Origin of the sequence: Streptomyces sp. cmx-4-9, from assembly GCF_046548835.1 — a bacterium.
Taxonomy (GTDB): domain Bacteria; phylum Actinomycetota; class Actinomycetes; order Streptomycetales; family Streptomycetaceae; genus Streptomyces.
Genome location: NZ_JAEBEE010000007.1, coordinates 186,559 through 208,216, shown reverse-complemented (window position 1 = coordinate 208,216; position 21,658 = coordinate 186,559). Strand labels below are relative to the sequence as shown.

The window sequence follows — 21,658 nt, the reverse complement described above, 5'->3', positions numbered from 1 at the left end:
GAAGGTCCCGAAACGGCCGGGCCGAAAGTCCCGCGGGTCCCCGTCCGTAGACTGGCCCTGTGAGTGAGCAGCAGCCCGAGAGCGACGACCGCGACTTCGACGGATTCGCCGGACCCGACAAGTTCGACGAGTTCGACCAGATCGTGGCGGAAGAGTCCGACCGCGACCCCGACCTGGCGGTGATCGAGGCCGGCAGCCGCACCCTGCGCGCCCATGCCGGACCGCCCGAGGCGGATCAGGCGCCCGCCCGGCCCGCCGACCCCGAAGTGGCGAAGGCCCTGCTGGAGGTGGAGCAGGAGCTCGCCACCCGCTGGGGCGAGACCAAGCTGGACCCCTCCGTGTCGCGCATCGCCGCACTGATGGACGTCCTGGGCGAGCCGCAGCGCGCGTACCCCTCGATCCATGTCACGGGCACCAACGGCAAGACCAGCACGGCCCGCATGATCGAGGCCCTGCTGAACGCCTTCGAGCTGCGCACCGGCCGCTACACCAGCCCGCACGTGCAGTCCGTCACCGAGCGGATCAGCCTGGACGGGGCGCCGATCTCCGCGGAGCGCTTCGTGGAGACCTACCACGACGTCAAGCCGTACGTGGAGATGGTCGACGCCGCCGAGGAGTACCGGCTCTCCTTCTTCGAGGTCCTCACCGGCATGGCCTACGCCGCCTTCGCGGACGCCCCGGTCGACGCGGCCGTGGTCGAGGTCGGGATGGGCGGCACCTGGGACGCGACGAACGTCATCGACGGCGCGGTCGCGGTGATCACCCCGATCAGCCTGGACCACACCGACCGGCTCGGCACCACGCCCGGCGCGATCGCCGAGGAGAAGGGCGGCGTCATCAAGCAGGGCGCCACCGTGATCCTGGCGCAGCAGCCGGTGGACGCGGCGCAGGTCCTGCTGAAGAGGGCCGTCGAGGTCGACGCGACGGTGGCCCGCGAGGGCATGGAGTTCGGCGTCGTCTCCCGCGAGGTGGCGGTCGGCGGCCAGATGCTGACGCTGCGCGGCATGGGCGGCGCGTACGAGGGCGTCTTCCTGCCGCTGTACGGCGCGCACATGGCGAACAACGCGGCGGTGGCGCTGGCCGCCGTCGAGGCCTTCTTCGGCATCGGCCAGGAGGGTGCGCGGGTCCTGGACGCGGACACCGTGCGCAAGGCCTTCGCCTCGGTGTCCTCGCCGGGCCGCCTGGAGGTCGTGCGGCGCAGCCCGACGGTGGTGCTGGACGCGGCGCACAATCCGGCGGGCGCGGCGGCCGCCGCGGCGGCGGTCACCGAGTCCTTCGGCTTCAGCCGGCTGATCGGGGTCGTGGGCGCGAGCGAGGGCAAGGACGTCCGCGGCGTGTTCGAGGCCTTCGAGCCGATCTTCGCCGAGGTCGTGGTGACGGAGAACTCCAGCCACCGGGCGATGACCGCGGACGAGCTCGCGGCCGTGGCGGTCGAGGTCTTCGGCCCGGACCGGGTGCAGGTGGAGCCGCGGCTGGACGATGCGCTGGAGGCGGCCATCACCCTGGCGGAGGAAGAAGCCGAATACGGAGGGGCCGGGGTCCTGGTGACCGGGTCCGTGATCACGGTGGGCGAGGCCCGCCTGCTGCTGAAGAGGGGCTGAGGATGCGCACGCTGTGTGCGAGCACGCTGATCGGCGAGTTCCTGCTGATCGGTTTCGCGGGGCTGGTGGCCATGAAGGACCCGGACCTGTCCCAGGCGCAGGTCTGGGCGGTGTGCGGGGCCGGGATGCTGCTGTCGGTGCTGCTGTGCGGGATGCTCAAGCGGCGCGGGGCGGTCGAGCTGGGCTGGGCCCTGCAGATCGGGCTGGTCCTGAGCGGTTTCGTCCTGCCGACGATGTTCTTCCTGGGCGTGGTCTTCGCGGGCCTGTGGTGGTGCGCGGTGCACTTCGGCCGCAAGACGGACAAGATCCGGGCCGACTGGGCCGCGGCGCAGGAGGAGACCGCCCCGGCCGCGTAGCGTCTGCGCGGGCCGGTCGCACGGGCGGATCGCACGGCCGGTCGCGCGGACCGGTCGCACGGGCCGGATGCACGGACCTTGCGGCGGGTTCCGCCCGCCCCGGAGGCGGCGGGGAGGCCCGGCGCGGCGGCGTCCGCGCGTCGCGTAGATTCGTCCTACCGCACCCGTATGCCGCAAGGAGCCGCACCATGACCCAGCGCACGCTCGTCCTGCTCAAGCCCGACGCCGTCCGTCGCGGCCTGATCGGCGAGATCATCGGCCGCATCGAGCGGAAGGCAGGCTGGACCGTGCCCGCGCTGGAGCTGCGCACGCTGGACCAGGAAACCCTGGAGGCGCACTACGGCGAGCACCAGGGCAAGCCCTTCTACGAGCCGCTGATGGGCTTCATGTCCAGCGGTCCCGTCGTGGCCCTGGTGGTCGAAGGGGAACGCGTGATCGAGGGTGTCCGCCAGCTGGCCGGACCCACCGACCCGATCGCCGCCGCGCCCGGCTCCATCCGGGGCGACTTCGGCACCATCACCCGGGAGAACCTGATCCACGCCTCGGATTCCGAGGAGTCCGCCGAGCGTGAGCTGAAGCTGTTCTTCCCGTCGCTGTGATCACTCCTTCCTGACGTGACATCAGCCAAACAGCGCTCATGACCTGGGGCGACCGAAGTAATTTCGGTCGCCCTTCGGTATGACGGGGCCCCACCGGGAACGCATGAGCAGGACACGACGTCACCACTAGGGGGGCGGGTATCCGTTCCGGCGGGATTGCCGGAGTCCCGTCGCGCGGTGTCCGGACCACCGGCACTACGATGGGGCCTCCACCCACACACCCACCTCGCCGACCTGACAGCAGCCGCTATCAACTGGAAGGCCAGACGCTCCTCATGGGGAACAAGGGGAACAACATGTCGTTCATCGGCCGTGACATGGCGATCGACCTCGGGACCGCCAACACGCTGGTGTACGTGAGGGGCCGGGGGATCGTCCTGAACGAGCCGTCCGTGGTCGCCATCAACACGAACACCGGTGGCATCCTGGCGGTCGGCTCGGAGGCGAAGAAGATGATCGGGCGCACGCCCGGGAACATCGTCGCCGTACGGCCCCTCAAGGACGGCGTGATCGCCGACTTCGAGATCACCGAGCGTATGCTCCGGTACTTCATCCTCAAGATCCACAAGCGCCGCTACCTGGCCCGTCCGCGCGTCGTGGTCTGCGTGCCCTCCGGCATCACGGGAGTGGAGCGCCGCGCGGTCATCGAGGCGTCCACGCAGGCCGGCGCCCGCCAGGTGCACATCATCGAGGAGCCCATGGCCGCCGCCATCGGCTCCGGCCTGCCCGTCCACGAAGCCACCGGCAACATGGTCGTGGACATCGGCGGCGGCACCACCGAGGTCGCCGTCATCTCCCTCGGCGGAATCGTCACGGCACAGTCCATCCGGGTGGCCGGCGACGAGCTCGACAACGCGATCATCCAGCACATCAAGAAGGAGTACTCGCTCCTCCTCGGTGAGCGGACCGCCGAGCAGATCAAGATCACCATCGGGTCGGCGTACGACCTCGACAAGGACGAGCACACCGAGATCCGGGGCCGCGACCTGGTCTCCGGCCTGCCCAAGACCGTGGTCATCTCGGCCGCGGAGGTGCGCAAGGCCATCGAGGAGCCGGTCAACGCCATCGTGGACGCGGTCAAGACCACCCTCGACAAGTGCCCGCCGGAGCTGTCCGGCGACATCATGGACCGCGGCATCGTCCTGACCGGCGGCGGAGCCCTGCTGCGCGGCCTCGACGAGCGGCTGCGCCGGGAGACCGGCATGCCGATCCACATCGCCGAGGACCCGCTCGACTCGGTCGCGCTCGGCTCCGGCAAGTGCGTGGAGGAGTTCGAGGCGCTCCAGCAGGTCCTGGACGCCCAGCCCCGTCGCTGACACACCCCCTCCTTCCGGGGGGCCAAGCGGAACACAAGGATCCGCCGTACGGGTGCTACCGGGCCCGTGCGGCGGATCGTTGATATACAGGCAACTGTCCGGTGGATCCGCAGTCTGACGTTCCACCGGGGCGGCTCTGCCGCACGAGTCACTACGAGGAAGGCACGGCCGCCGCACGTGAGGGACACACGAGAAAGCCGGCTGCTCCTGGTGCTTCTGATCGCCATCGCGTTCGCATTGATCACGGTGGACATCAGGGCGGGCGAGGAGTCGCCGGTCGACGGTGCCCGGCAGGCCGCCGCAGCGGTCTTCGGCCCCGTCGAGAAGGGCGTGTCGACCGCCGTCGACCCCGTCGCCAACGCCATAGGGGCGGTACGGGACTCCGGCGAGCGGCACAACCGGATCGCCACGCTGGAGCGGGAGAACGCGGCCCTGAAGGCCAAGCTGGGCAGCGACGACCAGACCCGCAGCCGCATCCGCGAGCTCGACGAGATGCTCAAGCGGGCGGGCGCCGGGCAGTACGGCATCAAGGGCGCCGAGGTCATCGCGATAGGAGCGGCCCAGGGCTTCTCCTGGACGGTCACCATCGACGCCGGCAGCAAGGACGGCATCGAGCGCGACATGACCGTCCTCAACGGGGACGGCCTCGTCGGACGGGTCAGCACCGTCGGCCCCGACACCGCCACCGTCGTCCTCGCCAACGACCCCGACTTCACCGTCGGCACCCGCCTGGAGAAGACCGGCGAGCTCGGCTTCGCCACCGGGCAGGGCGACCGCGCCCTGTCGGTCCAGATGCTCAACGGCAAGGCCAAGGTCAGCCCCGGCGACCGGCTCGTCACCTTCGGCTCGCGCGGCAACAAGCCCTTCGTACCGGGCGTGCCGATCGGCGAGGTGGTCAAGGTCGACCCCTCCCGCGGGGACCTGACCCGCACCGTCTGGGTGCGTCCGTTCGTCGGGTTCTCGCGGCTGGACATCGTCGGCGTCGTGGTGATGCCGCCGCGCGAGGACCCGCGCGACGCCGTCCTGCCCCCCAAGCCCGAAGCCCCCAAGCCCACCCCGACGGTCACCGTGACGGTCACCCCGTCCGGAACCGCCGGCGTGCCCGCCAAGCCGGCCGACGAGTAGGAGCTGACCGCCCATGCGCTTCAACCGGATCCTGCTGTCGGCCACACTGATCGTGGTCGCCCTCGTCGTCCAGGTCACCGTCCTGGGGCGGCTCCAGCTGCCCGGGGCCGTGCCCGACCTGGTCCTGCTCACCGTCGTGGCCCTCGCGCTGGTGTACGGGCACGTCAGCGGCGCCCTCATCGGCTTCGCCGCGGGCCTGCTCACCGACCTGGCCCCGCCCGCCGACCACGCCGCCGGGCGGTACGCGCTCGTGCTCTGCCTCATCGGGTACCTCGTCGGCCTGGTCCGCCCGGACAACGGACGGTTCCGCTCCGCCTGGGGCCCGATGCTGGCCGTCGTCGGCGCCGCCATCGCCTCCACCCTGCTGTACGCGGGCGTGGGGGCCCTCGTCGGGGACACCGCCGCCCGGCACGTGGGCCTGACCGGGCTGCTGTTCACCGCCACCCTCTACGACCTGCTGCTGGCGCCGTTCACCGTGCCGTTCATCATGGCGCTGGCCCGCCGGGCCGAGAACGACCCGATGGCCGTCGAGGCGGGCGGCGGACCGGTGCAGGGCACCGACGTCTCCTCCGGCTGGCTGGCCGGCGGCACGGGCCTGCGCATCGGCAGCCAGCGCGGCGGCCTGCGGATGAAGACCGCGCGGGGCCGGGCCAACCGGGCCGGCCGCATAAAGGGCGTCAAGGTCGTGAAGAGCGTGAAGAGCGTCAAGAAACTGTGACGAGGGAGCAGCGGTGACCAACACTGCGGAAACCGGCCGCACCTCCCGGGTGCGCATCAGGCTCGTCATGATCCAGGTCCTCGTCTTCTCGATGCTGCTCACCCTCGCCGGGCGGCTGTGGTACCTCCAGATCCGCAACGGCCAGGAGTACTACGACGAGGCGAAGAGCAACCACGTGCAGCAGGTCGTCCAGCCCGCCGTGCGCGGCTCGATCCTCGACGCCCGCGGGGTGCCGCTGGCGGACAACGAGACCCGCCTGGTCGTCTCCGCCAGCCGCACCGAGCTGATGAAGATGAAGGACAAGGGCAGGGGCGTCCTCAGCCGCCTCGCTGGCGTCCTCGACATGAAGCCGCAGGACACCATGGCCAAGGTGCGGCTCTGCGACTCCAAGACCCCGCAGCCCTGCTGGAACGGCTCCCCGTACCAGCCCATCCCGGTCACCCTCGAAGCGACCACCCAGCAGGCCCTGCAGATCCGCGAGCGCCCCGAGGACTTCCCCGGGATCACCGCCGAGCCCACCGCCGTACGCCGCTACCCGGCGCCCGGCGGGGCCAACACCGGCCAGGTCCTCGGCTACCTCTCCCCGGTCACCGACGAGGAGATCATCAAGGCGAAGGACACCAACTCGCCGTTCCTGCGCTCCGACCAGGTCGGCCGCTTCGGCCTGGAGCGCACCTACGACAAGGAGCTCCGCGGCAAGTCGGGCGTCACCCGCTACGAGGTCGACAACCTCGGCCGGGTCATGGGCGAGGCCATGAACGACCCGACCATCCCCGGCGCCCACCTGGTGACCAGCCTCGACGCCCGCGTCCAGGCGGTCGCCGAGTACGAGCTGAACGCAGCCATGATCGAGGCGCGCAAGCAGAACGACCGCAACACCGGCGTCAACTACAAGGCGGACGCGGGCGCCATCGTGGTCCTGGAGTCCCGGACGGGCCGCGTCGTCGCGATGGCCTCCAACCCGAGCTTCGACCCCAACGTGTGGGTCGGCGGCATCTCCGCCAAGGACTACGCCAAGCTCACCGCCAAGTCGTCCAACGTCCCGCTGATGAACCGGGCCATCCAGGGCCAGGCCGCCCCCGGCTCCATCTTCAAGGTCATCCCGACGGCGGCCGCGGTCAATGCGGGCTACGAGTTCGACGGCGAGTACCCGTGCCCCAGCTCGTACTCCATCGGCGGCCAGGTCTTCAAGAACTTCGAGTCCCAGGGCCACGGTTCGATCACCCTCGGCCGGGCCCTGGAAGTCTCCTGCGACACCGTTTTCTACGCCCTCGGCCATCAGCAGTGGCTCAAGGACGGCGGGCTCAAACCGAAGAAGGACCCCGCCGAGATCTTCTACAAGACGGCCCACCAGTTCGGCCTCGGCGCCGAGACCCGTGTGGACCTGCCGGGCGAGGAGACGGGCCGGGTTCCGGACCGCCGCTGGAAGCAGCGGTTCTGGGAAGCCAACAAGGACATGTGGTGCAAGATCGGCAAGAAGGGCGGCACCTACGTCGAGCTGCTGTCCTACGAGAACTGCCTCGAAGGCAACCTGATGCGCGCCGGTGACGCGGTCAACTACTCCATCGGGCAGGGCGACACCCTGGTCACCCCGATCCAGATGGCCACCATCTACGCCGCGATCTCCAACGGCGGCACCATGTGGAACCCGACCATCGGCAAGGCCGTCGTCAGCGCCGACGGCAAGCGGGTCGAGGAGATCAAGCCGCAGTCCCACGGCCGGCTCCCGATGACCGAGGCCACCCGCCGGAAGATGAGCGCCGCCCTGGAGGGCGTCGCCACCCGCGGCACCGCCGCCTGGCGCTTCGGCGGCTGGCCGCAGAAGCAGATCCCCATGCACGCGAAGACCGGCACCGCCGAGGTCTACGGCAAGCAGACGACCTCGTGGTTCGCCACGTACACGGACGACTTCACGATCGTCATGACGATCTCCCAGGGCGGTACCGGTTCCGGCGCCTCCGGTCCGGCCGTGCGCAACGTCTACAACGCCATCTACGGCCTCGACATGGCCGGCAAGCAGGACCTGAAGAAGGCCCTGATCCCCAAGCCGGAGGCGAAACTGCCCAGGATCCTGCCCGACGGCACCATCGAAGCGCCCGAGATCAGGCCGTACGTGCCGCCGTCCCCCGAGGAGCTGGAACCGCCCGCCCTCGCCGGGCCGCCCGCCCCGCCCGCCGCACGGCAGGACTGAAGGACATGCAGACCGCGAACAAGTTCTCCGTATCCCGCTACGCGCCCCGGCAGGGCGCGCTCGCCAGGCTGACCGCCCGCGACTCGATGGTGCGCCGGCTCGACTGGCCCATACTCTTCTCGGCGCTCGCACTGTCCGGCATCGGCTGCCTCCTCGTCTGGTCGGCGACCCGGAACCGGACGACGCTGAACCAGGGGGACCCGTACTACTTCCTCTTCCGGCACGCCCTGAACACCGGTATCGGCCTCGTGCTGATGATCGGCACGGTCTGGCTGGGGCACCGCACGCTGCGCGGCGCCGTGCCGGTCCTGTACGGGCTGTCGCTGCTGCTGATCATCGCGGTGCTCACCCCGCTGGGCGCCACGATCAACGGCGCCCACGCGTGGATCGTGATCGGCGGCGGGTTCTCCCTGCAGCCCTCCGAGTTCGTGAAGATCACGATCATCCTGGGCATGGCGATGCTGCTGGCCGCCCGGGTGGATGCCGGCGACCTCAGCCATCCCGACCACCGCACCGTCGTCAAGGCCCTGTGCCTGGCCGCCGCCCCGATGGGCATCGTCATGCTGATGCCCGACCTCGGCTCGGTGATGGTCATGGTCGTCATCGTGCTCGGCGTGCTGCTGGCCTCCGGCTCCTCCAACCGCTGGGTCGTGGGCCTGATCGGCTCGGGCGCGGCCGGAGCCGTCCTGATCTGGCAGCTCGGCGTCCTGGACGAGTACCAGATCAACCGCTTCGCGGCCTTCGCCAACCCCTCGCTCGACCCGGCCGGCGTCGGCTACAACACCAACCAGGCGCGCATCGCGATCGGCTCCGGCGGGCTGACCGGCTCCGGGCTCTTCAAGGGCTCGCAGACCACCGGCCAGTTCGTTCCGGAACAGCAGACCGACTTCGTGTTCACGGTCGCGGGGGAGGAGCTGGGCTTCGTCGGCGCCGGGCTGATCCTGGTGCTGCTGGGCATCATCCTGTGGCGGGCCTGCATGATCGCCCGGGACACCACCGAGCTCTACGGGACGATCGTGTGCGCCGGGATCATCGCCTGGTTCGCGTTCCAGTCCTTCGAGAACATCGGCATGACCCTCGGCATCATGCCGGTGGCCGGACTCCCGCTGCCGTTCGTCTCGTACGGAGGGTCCTCGATGTTCGCCGTGTGGGTGGCCATCGGACTGCTCCAATCGATCAAGGTGCAGCGGCCCTTGTCGGCCTGATTCGCCGTTCACCCTCTCGTTGTGATCCGTTCAGGACTAAATTCGATCCATGGCGGACACGAAACGCGAGACAGAGCGGAAATTCGAGTTCACACCAGCCGACGGGAAGCGGGCCGGCAAGGCCCGCCGCGAGGTCCCGGACCTGACGGGAACGGCCGCGGTCGCGGCCGTCTCCGACCAGGGCACCGTCGACCTCGACGCCGTCTACTACGACACCCCCGACCTCAGACTCGCCGCCGACGGCCTGACCCTGCGCCGCCGGACCGGCGGCAAGGACGAGGGCTGGCACCTGAAGCTGCCCGTCTCCCCGGGTGTCCGGGACGAGGTCAGCGCGCCCCTCGCCGACACCCTGCCCCGCGCCCTCGCGTCCCTGGTCCGCTCCCGCGTCCGCGACGGCGCACTGGAACCGCAGGTCCGCCTCGTCTCCTCGCGCCGCCTCAGCCACCTCCTCGACGCCGACGGCGCCCTGCTCGCCGAACTCAGCATCGACGCGGTCCGAGCCGAGCGCGGCGGGACCGCCGCCTCCTGGACCGAGGTCGAGGTGGAACTCGCCGACGGAGTGGACCCCGCACTGCTCGACTCCATCGAGAAGACTTTCCGCAAAGCCGGCCTGCGCGTCAGTGACGCCCCCTCGAAACTCGCCAGGGCCCTCGACGAGACCGGGGCGGCGCCCCCGCCGCCGACCGCCGACGCAGCCCCCGAGGACGGCACGGCCGGCGCCTACGTCCTGGCGTACCTCGCCGAGCAGCGCGCCGCCCTGATCGCCCAGGACCCCGCCGTCCGAAGGGACCTGCCGGACTCCGTCCACCAGATGCGCGTCGCCACCCGCCGGCTGCGCAGCGCCTTCAAGACCTACCGCAAGGTGCTCGACCGCGCCGTCACCGACCCGATCGGCGAGGAACTGCGCTGGCTTGCCGCCGAACTCGGCATCGACCGGGACCAGGAGGTGCTCCTCGAACGGATCCGCACCGCCCTCGGCGAACTGCCCCGCACCCTGGTCATCGGCCCCGTCCGCGGCCGGCTGCGGGTCTGGAACAACAGCCGGAGGTCCGACTCCCGGCGCCGTACCGTGGCGGCCCTGGACAGCGGGCGCCACCTCGCCCTCCTGGACTCCCTCGACGCCCTGCTCGCCGCGCCGCCGCTGCGCAAGCACGCCGCCCGGCCCGCCCGGTCCGTCCTGCCCCAGGCCGTGCTGCACGACTTCGACCGCCTCGCCGAGCGGATCGCCGCAGCCCTGGAGCTGGAGCCGGGCGGCGCACGCGACCTCGCCCTGCACGAAGCCCGCAAGGCCGCCAAACGCGCGCGGTACGCCGCCGAAGCGGCGACACCCGCCCTCGGGAAGCCGGCCAAGCACCTGGCCAAGGCCGTGAAGTCGGTACAGACCCTGCTCGGCGACCACCAGGACGGCGTGGTGGCCCGCGAAGCACTGCGCGGCCTCGCCGTCCAGGCGGCCGCCGCGGGCGAGTCCGCCTTCACCTGGGGCGTGCTCTACGCCCGCGAGGAGACCCGCGCCCGGCTCGACGAGGAACAGCTCCCCGGCGTCTGGGCCGACGCCACGGCCCCCCGGCTGCGGGCCGGCCTCACGTAGATCACCGCGGGCGGGGGGCCGCCGAGCCTCGGGGTACGCTTGAGAGCTGCCCCCTGCCCGCTTCACGAAAGTCGCGTGATGACCGAATCGGTCTTCCCTCAGCTTGAGGCCCTGCTTCCGCATGTGCAGAAGCCCATCCAGTACGTCGGCGGTGAACTCAACTCCACGGTCAAGGAGTGGGACGAGTGCGACGTCCGCTGGGCGCTCATGTACCCGGACGCGTACGAGGTCGGGCTCCCCAACCAGGGCGTCATGATCCTGTACGAGGTGCTGAACGAGCGGCAGGGAGTCCTCGCGGAGCGCACCTACAGCGTGTGGCCCGACCTCGAGGAACTGATGCGCGAGCACAAGGTGCCGCAGTTCACCGTGGACAGCCACCGCCCCGTGTCCGCCTTCGACGTGTTCGGCCTGTCCTTCTCCACGGAGCTGGGCTACACCAACATGCTGACGGCCCTGGACCTCGCGGGCATCCCGCTGGAGGCCAGGAACCGCACCGTCGACCACCCGATCGTCCTCGCGGGCGGCCACGCGGCCTTCAACCCCGAGCCGATCGCGGAGTTCATCGACTGCGCGGTCATCGGCGACGGCGAGCAGGCCGTCCTCGACATGACCGAGATCATCCGCGCCTGGAAGGCCGAAGGCCGCCCCGGCGGGCGCGAAGAAATCCTGCTGCGCCTGGCGAAGACCGGCGGCGTCTACGTGCCGGGCTTCTACGACGTGGAGTACCTGCCGGACGGCCGCATCGGCCGCGTCGTCCCGAACCGCTCCGGCGTACCGTGGCGCGTGTCCAAGCACACCGTCATGGACCTCGACGAGTGGCCGTACCCCAAGCAGCCCCTGGTCCCGCTCGCCGAGACCGTCCACGAGCGGATGTCCGTGGAGATCTTCCGCGGCTGCACCCGCGGCTGCCGTTTCTGCCAGGCCGGCATGATCACGCGCCCCGTGCGGGAGCGAAGCATCACCGGCATCGGCGACATGGTGGAGAAGGGCCTCAAGGCCACCGGCTTCGAAGAGGTCGGCCTCCTCTCCCTCTCCTCGGCGGACCACACCGAGATCGCCGACATCGCCAAGGGCCTCGCGGACCGCTACTCGGACGACAAGGTGGGCCTGTCCCTCCCGTCGACCCGCGTGGACGCCTTCAACGTGGACCTGGCCAACGAGCTGACCCGCAACGGCCGCCGCTCCGGCCTGACCTTCGCCCCCGAGGGCGGCTCCGAGCGCATGCGCAAGGTCATCAACAAGATGGTCTCCGAAGAGGACCTGATCCGGACCGTCGCCACCGCGTACGGCAACGGCTGGCGCCAGGTGAAGCTGTACTTCATGTGCGGGCTGCCGACCGAGACCGACGAGGACGTCCTCCAGATCGGCGACATGGCGGTCAACGTCATCGCCAAGGGCCGCGAGGTCTCCGGCCAGAACGACATCCGCTGCACGGTGTCCATCGGCGGGTTCGTCCCCAAGCCGCACACCCCCTTCCAGTGGGCGCCGCAGCTGTCCGCCGAGGAGACGGACGCCCGTCTCGGCAAGCTCCGCGACAAGATCCGCGGCGACAAGAAGTACGGCCGCTCCATCGGCTTCCGCTACCACGACGGCAAGCCGGGCATCGTCGAGGGCCTGCTGTCGCGCGGCGACCGCCGCATCGGCGACGTCATCCGCGCGGTGTACGAGTCCGGCGGCCGCTTCGACGGCTGGCGCGAGCACTTCTCCTACGACCGCTGGATGGCGGCCGCCGAGAAGACGCTGCCCGCGTACGGCGTGGACGTCGCCTGGTACACCACCCGCGAGCGCACCTACGAGGAGGTCCTGCCCTGGGACCACCTCGACTCCGGCCTCGACAAGGACTGGCTGTGGGAGGACTGGCAGGACGCCCTCGACGAGACCGAGGTCGAGGACTGCCGCTGGACCCCCTGCTTCGACTGCGGCGTCTGCCCGCAGTTCGACACATGGCCACAAGTAGGACCGACCGGTAAGAAGCTGCTCCCGCTTGAGGTCAAGAAGTAGCCGTGACCAGCGGCGATGCCGTCCAGAGGATGGCTGAGACGCTCGCTGGCATGAGCGAGGCGGAGCGTACCGAGATCCTTCGAGGGCTCGGGACGAAGGAGCGTGAGCAGGCTTCCCGCCCTGTGCGGCGTACGCCGCTCCCTGCTCCTCGGCAAGATCCGGGCATCGTCTCGGCGGTCGAGTGGGTGTAGTTGACGAGAGGCGTCCGGGCCGTAAGGGTCCGGGCGCCTTCTGCGTGGCGCCGATGGACAGCATCGGGTCGGATCGGGGTGAACACGCCCTCTTGACCCGCAGGTTCCGACAGAGTGAAGGTCGTGCAACCAGGCGCAACGCGCTCGACAGGGAGGGACACCATGGCCTTGCGGTTCGTCGGTAAAGATCCCGAGTCCGGAGATCACGGATCACCCGCTGTGTGGGTGGACCAGGAGTCGAAGGATCTTGTGATCCAGGGGTGGACGGCAGACGAGCGGACCACGGGCGAAAGCTCGCGGGATGTGCCGATCCCCGGGCACGAGTCGGTGATCAGGGTTCCGAAGCGGATGATCCCGCTTCTCAGGGAGGCGCTCCGTGTCGCAGAGTCTGACTGACTTCTCTGACCTCATCAGGTCAGTGCAGGAGTCAGCCGTGCATCTTGAGATGCGCGACACGTACGGCGTTGAGAACGAGATCGAAGGCTTCGCCGCGTGGAAGCAAGGGTGCCGGCTCGACCCTCAGGACCGGGGTTCGTGGTGGCGTCCCTGGCTCGACCTCGTTCAGGAGGTCACGGCCAAGGGTGTGGTCATCCGACGTGCCCGCATCGTCTCGGAGCCAGTCAGCGATTACATCGCGTTCGAGCACTCGGGCACCTTCACGAACGTGGCTGCCGGGGAGCAGATCCGTTGGCTGCCCCGTCGCAGCGCTTCGGGCCTTGCCCTGCCGGGCAACGACTTCTGGTTGTTCGACGGCCGCCTTGTCCAGTTCAACGTCTTCGACGGCGTCGGCCGGTGGGTCCACACTGACCAGACAGAAGACCCTGCCGCGGTTGAGCTGTGCGCATCGGCGTTCGAAGCGGTGTGGGAGCGAGCCATCCCGCACGAGAAGTACGCCGTCTGATTCCTGACCGGTCAGCTCATGCCTTCCTCTCCACTCTCCAGCGCCCAAGCGGCACGAGCCGCTGTGGCTGCCCGCTTGCAGGGCCTCATGCAAGACGCTGGCCTGACAGGGCATGAGCTGGCCGCTCTGTGCGGCTGGCACAAGTCGAAGTCATCCCGGATCGCGCGGGGCAAGACGCCGCCCTCGGACGCTGACATCCGTGCCTGGTGCGCTGCCTGCGGGGCCGACGATCACGCGGCCGATCTGATCGCTGCGTCCCGCAACGCAGAGTCGATGTACGTCGAGTGGCGGCAGATCCACCGTGACGGGATGCGCCGAGTCCATGAGCAGACGGTCCCGCTGTACCAGCGGACCCGCTCCTTTCGCGTGTACGCCTCGAACGTCATGCCGGGGATGCTCCAGACCTCCGGCTACGCGACAGGACTTCTACGGTCCATCACAGCCTTTCAGGGAACACCGGATGATGTGGCTGACGCCGTGCGGGCTCGGGCCCAACGGTCCCGCGTGATCCGGGAGGGGGATCATCGGTTCGCGCTGGTGCTCGAAGAGACGGTTCTCTACTACCGGGTGAGCGACGATGCCGCGATGGCGGCCCAGCTTGAACACGTGCTCTCGGTGATGGGACAGCCGAACGTATCCCTCGGCATCATCCCCGCACGGGCCCGCCGTACCGTCTGGCCGCTCGAAGCCTTCTACGCCTTCGACGATCAACAGGTGGCGGTGGAGACTCTCACCGCAGAGATCAACCTGACCACGCCCGGCGAGATCCGTACGTACCTCCGAGCCTTCTCCGAGCTGTCCCGATCCGCAGTGCGCGGAACCGAAGCCCGCGCCCTGATCACGAAGGCTCTCGCCGCCCTCGGGTGAATCCGTGCAACCGCGTGCAACAGCGTGGACCCCTTGCGACCCCGCTCCCTACGGTCTGTTCATCGACCTCGGAAGCGACAGGGAGGGCGCGACGGTGACGAGGACAGAACCCACGCGATGGCAGGAAGTGCCGGTGGAGCTGCCGCTCCGGGAGGAGCGCCCTGCGCCCCGTCCAGTACCCGGCTGCCCCGAGTGCGCGCGGCTCGGCCAGCTCCGGAAGGCGGCTGGGATGGAGCACGACAGCACAACGGTCGCTGACTGCAACATCCTGCTTCGGATGCACGGGACCGGCCACTGATGGACATGCAGACGTGGAGAGATGCCAGGGCTCAGGCGACGGACGCGACGGAGTCCATACGTGCGGCACTCGCTGCGCTCGGGGTTCCCGAGTCCGCGTGGAGCAGCGTCCGACCCGTGGTGACGCACACCGGGCAGGCGTACGTCCATCTCGGGATGATCCGCGCTGACGCGGTCGAGCAGATCGCAGAGGCGCTGCGGGTGCCCTCGGCTCCTTGAGTCGATCACAGAATCCTGTCACCGCCGCCCTCCCTGCGGGAGACAGGTAGTCCCCCGATCGACAAGCCGTTGAGCAGAGACATGACGTGTCTCGTCTGGGCTGACGTGCCCAGGTTCCGGCCCGGTCCGCCCCTTGGCTGGGGTGCCGCCTGGGCGGTGAGGGCAACCGCTTCGGACCCAAGGAAACCGAAGCACCCACCCAAGACTTCCGCTCCATCGAGGGCGGGGCGCGGCCGGCGCTCGCTCGGCCGTGAAGCAGATCAGGAAGGGCACAACGATGACCGACCTGTACGGGCTCCCGATCGAGGGAGCCGAGTTCTCGAAGGCGTGCGGCGGCAGTACCCACCCGGACGGCGAGGCGTGCGTAACCCTCGCGAAGATCGGGCCGGACGCGTGGGCCATGGGTGACAGCAAGCGGCCGGACGCTCAGCCGCTCCGCTTCACTACGGCCGAGCTGAGCGCGGCGGGCATCGACCCCGCGCGCTTCGACCTGTCCGCCTGATCCACGGCACCACCTGAACTGACGGCCCTGCCCTCACGCCGACGGGCGGGGCCGTCGTCATCTCTCGGAACGGAGCAGCGGTGCACAGCCACGGTTACGCATGGGTGGGGGAGAAGAAGACGTTCGACAGGGAGAGCATCCGCAGACCGCCCGGCCAGGCCCCGGCGGCGACCAGTGAGCAAGAGGTGCACGACCGGTACCGAGAAGCCGTGGCCGTGTTCCCGACTACCGACCTGCCTCCGATCCAGACGGCGCACTGGCTGATGAAACCGCCCTCGGTGATCCGAGGGACGTGGGAGGAACCCAAGGAGGCTGGCGAGTGGCTGGGCCTCCAGCTCGCAGAGTTCGCGCCCCGGTTCGCCTCTGAGGAGGATCGGGAAGTGACCAGGCTGGTTCTCCTGGTGAAGGCCGCAGTTGAGCGGTTGACGTGGGGAGGAGACGTATCCCTCGGCCACTACCTGAAGGGCACTGTCTTCCACTCCGTCGCCCTGGTGACGTGCTCGCCGAATCGTGCCGCTCCCGACCTGCCCTGTCCTGCCCGGCAGGCCCGTGTGTGACGGTGCATGACAGAGGCCCCCGACTGATGCCGGGGGCCTGCGTGAACGTCTGTGCGCCTGTCTCAGGCGCTCTCTCCCAGGTGCCGGTACAACGTGGCACGGCCGATTCCCAGGGCCTTGGCGATGGCTGTGACGCTGTCTCCCTTGGCGTGCCGGGCACGCGCTACGGCGAGCTTGTCATCGTCCACGACGGACGGACGCCCACCGACGTTGCCCTTGCGGGCTGCAGCTTCCAGCCCTTCCAACGTCTTCTCCCGGATGCCTTCCCGCTCCACCTCTGCACTGACGGCGAGCACGGCGAACACGATGGCGCCTGCCCCGTTCGGGTCGTACACGCCCTGAAGGGGACCAGACAGGAGTTCCAGTTGGATGCCGTCCGCCTGAAGGGTGGAAGACAACGTCATCAGCTCTGACGCGCTGCGGGCAAGACGCTTCATCTCGACCACGGTCAGGATGACCGGCTGATTCGGTGCGGCTGCCTTGATCTCCCGTGCCAGCGTGAGCGCCTTCTCAAGCTCCGGCCGCTCCTTCACGCGGGTACTGATCTTCTCCGAGAACACGCGGGTGCAGTCGGCACGGGCCAGCATGTCCAACTGGGACTGAAGTTCCTGCCCAACCGTTGAGCAACGGGCGTAGCCCAGTCGGATCGCTGCGCCCGGAATCGCGTCGGGCACCTGTGTGACAGGAGCGCCCTCTGTCCATGCCTTCCCCGGGTTCCTGTCGGTCGGAGTCTTCACGGTCAGTTCCGCCTTGAGCGCGGGCACCAGGGCGAAGCGGCCCGTGTGGTAGTTCGCTGCCACCTTGCCCGTGGTCGTACGGCAGGGGCTACCGGCGGGGGCGTCGCACTTCGGGCAGGCGTGACGTTCGACCTGTGCGGCCGGGGTGTTCGTGGTCATGACGAGACCGTCTCACAAACGTGTCCCGAAAGCCAGTGGTGAGGGTGATGTTTCGGGACGGGTTACGAGACAAGCGAGTGTGGGTGAAACGGATACGCCCCGATCCCGGTCCGTCCGTCCCGAAAACGAAGGTTTACGAGACGGTCTCTCGCGGGATGGTCGTGGCCCTGGTGCTCGTGCTCGATGGGGCGCTGGTGCGCCCCGTCTCCGGCTTGCCTCTGCCCTGACTGCCTGCCCTGTCGAGCGGCTGTGCGCCTGCCTGCGGGCCTGCCGCTTCGCTCTCGTCCCTCGTGAGCCGTGCGGCCTGTCGACCTTGCAGCGAAGCGCGCAGCCGTTCGCCTGCTGTCCGGCATGGGCGAGCCTGCCAACGGCGAAGGGAAGGGCAGGGCTCACGCTGACCAGGGCAACGGCCAAGGGGGTGGGGGATGACCCCCTGAGGGGTCTTTGCCAGACCGCCATGTCATACCGGCCAAGATCGTGCCACGGTTTCAGGGTCTCTCTGGCTGGCCTGTACTCCAGTCGGCGGCGGCGTAGCGCCTGGTCACAGGCTTGCGCTGCCTCCTTGGCGACGGCGGAGGAGTGCACAGAATGGAGCCTTACGTCCTGTGGGGCGCGGCAGCGCCCCCCTTGGGCTTGCTCCTGTCGGCCCCCTTCGGGGCCGCTCCGCCGTAGAGGCTTCGGACTGTAGCGGCCGTCCGGCCGCCCATGCTGCTTACTGCTTCGCCGGTGCCTGCCACTTGGGGCGCTGCCGCGCCCCCACTTCGCTTGCGTAGGTCGAAGATGCCTTCCTCTGTCGGCCCCTTCGGGGCCGCAACTGTGAGGACAAAAAGAAGAGAGAGGAGACGAACGTTTTCGCAGGTGAGGTGCCGACCCGCTACATGTGAGGCGTGTGCTGGCTACACGCGACGGATGTAGTAGTCACCGGTCGAGGTGAAGGCGGCACGGTACCGGTGCGCCCTTCCTCTTCTGGAAGAGGTGGTAGGGGAGGAGCAGGCAAGCGGCCCCCGACCGGGGAGAGACAAGGGCGAGTTGCCTGGCGCGGGCCAGAGCGTTGTTCGTGCTCTGATCGGACAGGGGCTTGCCCTCCTTGCCCAGCAGTGCTGCGAGCTTGCCGGGACCAAAGCTTGCGTGTCCCTGGCGGTCGGCCCACCCGAGGGCTGCGAAGTGGATGCGGTAGGCGAGCGGGTGCCGGGGGTCTCGGGCCATCCGCTGGTACTCCTGTTGGGAGACGCCGCCCCAGGTGCGGCCCTGTCCGAAGTCGATGCTGCTCGTACTCATCGGCCGGTCGCCTCGGCGCCGGCGCAGTCGTTGTGCGTCTCCCCGTCGGCGAGCGGTGATGCGCAGACCTCACAGGTCCAGACGATTTCGATGGTGATGTTCAAGGGGTGGCGACCTCCTGGCGGCGGCCGAGGGCAGCGCGTAGCTGTACCTCGGCGGGTGAGTGGAAGTCGCGCAGTACCGTCCTGCGCTTCGGGGTGCCCTTGGCTTCCCCTGCCAGCCCCCTGGGGTGGCGGCCCCTTCGCGGAGTGGCCAGCTCTACCGCCGTCACACGGCGGGAGCTACGGTGTCCGCTCCTCGAGGGAGCGGGAGGATCTTCTTACACGGCAGGTTGTTCGGTCGTCAACCTGATCGGAGGAGCCCCCGCCCTTCTCGCGGTAGGCGAGACAGGGCAGGGGCGCGGGACCGTCAGAGCTTGGCGGCGAACTCGTCGCCCTTGATGACGAGACGCTCGCGCACATCGCGAGGGATCTTCAGCCGCAGGTGCACGGACGGAGCGCGCACGCCCTTGACCCTGGTCCGAGTCACCTCGCACGTGACGCCGACGCGGCGCAGATCCTCGGCCATGGCTTCCATGCCTCCCGACTCCCACACTTCGCGGAACGTCTTCCCGTTGTGGACGAGCGTCCAACGGTCCTGCGTGGTCTCGGGGTCGATCGCGCTCAGTTCGTTGGTCAGCTTGTCGAGCGTCTTCTCCGCCTGCTCCTGAGTGAACCGCGTCTTCCTGTAGCGGCCTCCCGGCTCCAGGCCCGTCATGTAGTAGGTGATGGCCTCTTCGAGTCGCTTCACCTCGGCCCGAGCCTCCGCCCCCTGCGCGTACTCCCGAACCTGTACGGGAAAGTCGCCGAGGACTCTCAGCACGTCGTTCACGAGCACGTCGTACACACCCTGTGGATCGGGTGCGCCGAGCCCCCCGCTCTTGCACTTCTGGCACCGGAGGTACTGGTACTGGCCGAACTTGTTGGTCGTGACGTGCACGGTCATGTTCGACGTGCAGTCGACACAGGTAAGGACTCCCAGGAACTGCGTCGCGCCGTGCGTCTGACGCTGGGGTTGGTTCTTACCGCGCCGATCGATGGCCTCCTGGAGTTCGTCGTACTCCTCCTTGGTGAAGATGGGATCGGCCACCCTGATCGGCTTGCCGTCGTGTCCGAGTATCAGCTTCGAGCGGCGTACGCCGCCGTTCTTGTTCTCCTCCACGCGGTAGCCCATGAGCGCCGGGTTACGGAGGCGCCGAAGGAGAGTCGAGGTAGTGAGCCCTGGGGACATGAGCCCGGAGCGGACGAGGCACCGAGCCATGCGCCGGGCAGACACTCCCCGAAGCGCCATGCGGCGAGCCCAGTGCAGTGCCTTGTGTGCGTTCGGCTCGATGGCAAGGGAGGGCTTTCCGTTCGCCTTCGTGGTGACGAAGCCGTACGCAGGCTTGCCGACGAACCACGCGTCCTGGGTCCGGGTGTAGTCCCACAGCGACGCGACGCGGGTCGACGTGTTCGCCGCCTCGATCTCGGCGATACCACCGATGAGCGTCACCATCATCCGGCCAACAGTCGATTCGAGGTCGATGCTGTCGTTCTTCGACACGAGGTTCTTCCCGTACCGCTCGCACCACTCGATCATGGTCGAGAGATCCGACATGCGGTGGATGAACCTGTCGAGCTTCCAGAAGAGCAGGACATCGAACTCCGGGACCCGGTTGTTGAGCCACTCGCCCAGCTCCTTCCGCTTCCACGGCGGAACCTTCGTTGCCGACACGTTGAGATCAGAGGCGATGCCGACGACGCGGCACCCCTTCTCTCTGGCCAGGAGGCGGAGGTCCAGCTCCTGCCGTACCGGCGACGTCGTGTCCTCTGTCAGAACGGACAGGCGGATGGACAGCAGGGCGCGCGGAGCGTTCGCAGGGAGTAGAGCCTCCGCCTTCTTCAAGTCCTCCAAGAGGGCCAGGTCTGAGGCGGTCCACTCGGTCTCGACGGCATACGTCTTCATGGGCCGGAGCGTATGTATGGATGTGGCCCTGTGTCCATCTGCCCGCAGCTCGATCTGGACATCCAGATCGGCCCGACCGGCAGGAAGCTGCTCCCGCTGTCCGTCGTGAAGTGAGCGCGAGCCCGGACTGACCGGCCTGCGCCTGCACCCCCTGCCCCCGAGGGCAGGGGGTGCAGCCGTGTGCGGGGCGGGCCGGTGGCGCGGGGCATGCCCTGTTCGGAGCGTCTTCCCGGGAACCGGGGAGGTCACGGGCGCGTACTCTGGGTAGTACGACAGCTGTAGGCCAGCCGCCCGCCCCCGAGATCTCCCTGCGCACCGAGCAGGGGTGAGCCGGAGGCAGGGCGTGGCCGTACGGCCCCACGGACACTCAGGGCGACGCGCGAGCCGCGGAGCCCCGCACAAGGAGAAGAACCACTGGGCAAGCGACAGCCCGAAGGCCCGCCCCCCGCACCGGTGGTGCAGCGCATCCGACTGCGCTACACCAAGCGCGGCCGCCTCCGGTTCACCAGTCACCGCGACTTCCAGCGCGCCTTCGAGCGGGCCCTGCGCCGCGCCGAGGTGCCGATGGCGTACTCCGCGGGCTTCACCCCGCACCCCCGCGTCTCGTACGCGAACGCCGCCCCCACCGGGACGGGCAGCGAGGCCGAGTACCTGGAGATCGCCCTCGCCGGCTCCCGCGACCCCGACAAGCTCCGCGAACTCCTCGACGAGTCCATGCCCGCCGGGCTCGACATCATCGACGCGGTCGAGGCCCGCACCTCGGGCCTCGCCGACCGGCTGACCGCCTCCGTGTGGGAACTGCGCCTGGAAGGCGTGGAGCCCGCCGAGGCCGCGCGGGCCGTGACCGCCTTCCTCGCCGCGGAGACCGTGGAAGTGCAGCGCCGCACCAAGAACGGCATGCGCACGTTCGACACGCGTGGTGCCGTAGTGAGCCTTGAGGCGCTTCCTGCCCCGCTTGATAGGCCCCTGGACCAGGCTTGTGCGATACTGCGGCTGGTTGTTCGGCATCTGACACCTGCCGTTCGACCCGACGACGTCCTGTCCGGTCTCCGAGCTGTGGCCGACCTGGCGCCGCCGGTCCCCGCAGCGGTGACCAGGCTGGCGCAGGGGCTCTTCGACGAGGAGTCCGGCACGGTGACCGACCCGCTCGCGCCCGACCGCGAGGCAGTCACGGCCGCCCCACCCACGGCCGCCGTACCTGCCGACGCGAAGGCGCCGGAAGGTCCCGCCGCGTAGGGATCGTCGCCGTCGCGCCGCCCTGGCTTCC

At 69.3% G+C, this 21,658-nt stretch carries 18 protein-coding genes; 15 read left to right on the top strand and 3 right to left on the bottom strand.

Translation table 11 applies throughout. The annotated features are described in order from the left end of the window. The first annotated feature begins 59 nt into the window (after positions 1–59). From folC to ACLJTM_RS22520, 14 genes are all read left to right on the top strand, one after another. A complete protein-coding gene (gene folC / locus ACLJTM_RS22585; protein WP_411105494.1) occupies positions 60–1,601 on the top strand; it encodes a bifunctional tetrahydrofolate synthase/dihydrofolate synthase in 1,542 nt (513 codons plus the stop codon). Between the two features lie 2 nt (positions 1,602–1,603). Then, positions 1,604–1,957, top strand: a complete 354-nt coding sequence (locus ACLJTM_RS22580) for a DUF4233 domain-containing protein (protein ID WP_411105493.1) — start codon at positions 1,604–1,606, stop codon at positions 1,955–1,957. Positions 1,958–2,145: 188 nt separating this feature from the next. Continuing rightward, positions 2,146–2,556, top strand: a complete 411-nt coding sequence (gene ndk / locus ACLJTM_RS22575) for a nucleoside-diphosphate kinase (RefSeq protein WP_411105492.1) — start codon at positions 2,146–2,148, stop codon at positions 2,554–2,556. Positions 2,557–2,852: 296 nt separating this feature from the next. Then, positions 2,853–3,872, top strand: a complete 1,020-nt coding sequence (locus ACLJTM_RS22570) for a rod shape-determining protein (RefSeq protein ID WP_008738981.1) — start codon at positions 2,853–2,855, stop codon at positions 3,870–3,872. A gap of 177 nt (positions 3,873–4,049) precedes the next feature. Further along, positions 4,050–4,997 carry a rod shape-determining protein MreC gene (mreC, locus tag ACLJTM_RS22565; protein WP_411105491.1) on the top strand — a complete coding sequence of 316 codons (948 nt, stop codon included), beginning with the start codon at positions 4,050–4,052 and terminating at the stop codon, positions 4,995–4,997. 13 nt (positions 4,998–5,010) lie between these two features. Beyond that, positions 5,011–5,715, top strand: coding sequence for a rod shape-determining protein MreD (gene mreD, locus ACLJTM_RS22560; protein WP_411105490.1), 705 nt, complete (start codon positions 5,011–5,013; stop codon positions 5,713–5,715). Positions 5,716–5,728: 13 nt separating this feature from the next. Then, positions 5,729–7,906, top strand: a complete 2,178-nt coding sequence (gene mrdA, locus ACLJTM_RS22555; protein ID WP_411105489.1) for a penicillin-binding protein 2 — start codon at positions 5,729–5,731, stop codon at positions 7,904–7,906. Positions 7,907–7,911: 5 nt separating this feature from the next. Beyond that, positions 7,912–9,111, top strand: coding sequence for a rod shape-determining protein RodA (gene rodA, locus ACLJTM_RS22550; protein ID WP_411105488.1), 1,200 nt, complete (start codon positions 7,912–7,914; stop codon positions 9,109–9,111). Between the two features lie 49 nt (positions 9,112–9,160). After that, positions 9,161–10,699, top strand: coding sequence for a CHAD domain-containing protein (locus ACLJTM_RS22545; RefSeq protein ID WP_411105487.1), 1,539 nt, complete (start codon positions 9,161–9,163; stop codon positions 10,697–10,699). Between the two features lie 75 nt (positions 10,700–10,774). After that, entirely contained in the window at positions 10,775–12,700 is a 1,926-nt protein-coding gene (locus ACLJTM_RS22540) for a TIGR03960 family B12-binding radical SAM protein (protein ID WP_411105486.1), read from the top strand. 567 nt (positions 12,701–13,267) lie between these two features. Further along, positions 13,268–13,792, top strand: coding sequence for a DUF6879 family protein (locus ACLJTM_RS22535; protein ID WP_411105485.1), 525 nt, complete (start codon positions 13,268–13,270; stop codon positions 13,790–13,792). An 18-nt stretch (positions 13,793–13,810) separates the two neighbouring features. After that, entirely contained in the window at positions 13,811–14,659 is an 849-nt protein-coding gene (locus tag ACLJTM_RS22530) for a helix-turn-helix domain-containing protein (protein WP_411105484.1), read from the top strand. A 793-nt stretch (positions 14,660–15,452) separates the two neighbouring features. Continuing rightward, complete coding sequence (locus ACLJTM_RS22525; protein WP_073773495.1) at positions 15,453–15,677, top strand: DUF397 domain-containing protein; 225 nt, start codon at positions 15,453–15,455, stop codon at positions 15,675–15,677. 80 nt (positions 15,678–15,757) lie between these two features. Further along, entirely contained in the window at positions 15,758–16,234 is a 477-nt protein-coding gene (locus ACLJTM_RS22520) for a hypothetical protein (protein ID WP_411105483.1), read from the top strand. Between the two features lie 62 nt (positions 16,235–16,296). On the opposite strand, the gene ACLJTM_RS22515 is transcribed toward ACLJTM_RS22520, so the two are convergent. From ACLJTM_RS22515 to ACLJTM_RS22505, 3 genes are all read right to left on the bottom strand, one after another. Further along, positions 16,297–17,130, bottom strand: coding sequence for a recombinase family protein (locus ACLJTM_RS22515; RefSeq protein ID WP_411105482.1), 834 nt, complete (start codon positions 17,128–17,130; stop codon positions 16,297–16,299). Between the two features lie 918 nt (positions 17,131–18,048). Further along, positions 18,049–18,408 carry a hypothetical protein gene (locus ACLJTM_RS22510; protein ID WP_198939605.1) on the bottom strand — a complete coding sequence of 120 codons (360 nt, stop codon included), beginning with the start codon at positions 18,406–18,408 and terminating at the stop codon, positions 18,049–18,051. Positions 18,409–18,816: 408 nt separating this feature from the next. Continuing rightward, entirely contained in the window at positions 18,817–20,391 is a 1,575-nt protein-coding gene (locus ACLJTM_RS22505) for a recombinase family protein (RefSeq protein ID WP_411105481.1), read from the bottom strand. Between the two features lie 456 nt (positions 20,392–20,847). Here ACLJTM_RS22505 and ACLJTM_RS22500 point away from each other — a divergent pair, with 456 nt between their 5' ends. Next, on the top strand, positions 20,848–21,627 hold the full coding sequence (locus ACLJTM_RS22500) for a TIGR03936 family radical SAM-associated protein (RefSeq protein ID WP_411105480.1): 780 nt from the start codon (positions 20,848–20,850) through the stop codon (positions 21,625–21,627). Positions 21,628–21,658 lie beyond the last annotated feature (31 nt).

Coding starts and splice junctions, on each gene's coding strand:
- ACLJTM_RS22580 (WP_411105493.1), top strand. CDS start 1,604: ATGCGCACGCTGTGTGCGAGCACGCTGATCGGCGAGTTCCTGCTGATC.
- ndk (WP_411105492.1), top strand. CDS start 2,146: ATGACCCAGCGCACGCTCGTCCTGCTCAAGCCCGACGCCGTCCGTCGC.
- ACLJTM_RS22570 (WP_008738981.1), top strand. CDS start 2,853: ATGTCGTTCATCGGCCGTGACATGGCGATCGACCTCGGGACCGCCAAC.
- mreD (WP_411105490.1), top strand. CDS start 5,011: ATGCGCTTCAACCGGATCCTGCTGTCGGCCACACTGATCGTGGTCGCC.
- rodA (WP_411105488.1), top strand. CDS start 7,912: ATGCAGACCGCGAACAAGTTCTCCGTATCCCGCTACGCGCCCCGGCAG.
- ACLJTM_RS22545 (WP_411105487.1), top strand. CDS start 9,161: ATGGCGGACACGAAACGCGAGACAGAGCGGAAATTCGAGTTCACACCA.
- ACLJTM_RS22530 (WP_411105484.1), top strand. CDS start 13,811: ATGCCTTCCTCTCCACTCTCCAGCGCCCAAGCGGCACGAGCCGCTGTG.
- ACLJTM_RS22525 (WP_073773495.1), top strand. CDS start 15,453: ATGACCGACCTGTACGGGCTCCCGATCGAGGGAGCCGAGTTCTCGAAG.
- ACLJTM_RS22515 (WP_411105482.1), bottom strand. CDS start 17,130: ATGACCACGAACACCCCGGCCGCACAGGTCGAACGTCACGCCTGCCCG.
- ACLJTM_RS22510 (WP_198939605.1), bottom strand. CDS start 18,408: ATGAGTACGAGCAGCATCGACTTCGGACAGGGCCGCACCTGGGGCGGC.
- ACLJTM_RS22505 (WP_411105481.1), bottom strand. CDS start 20,391: ATGAAGACGTATGCCGTCGAGACCGAGTGGACCGCCTCAGACCTGGCC.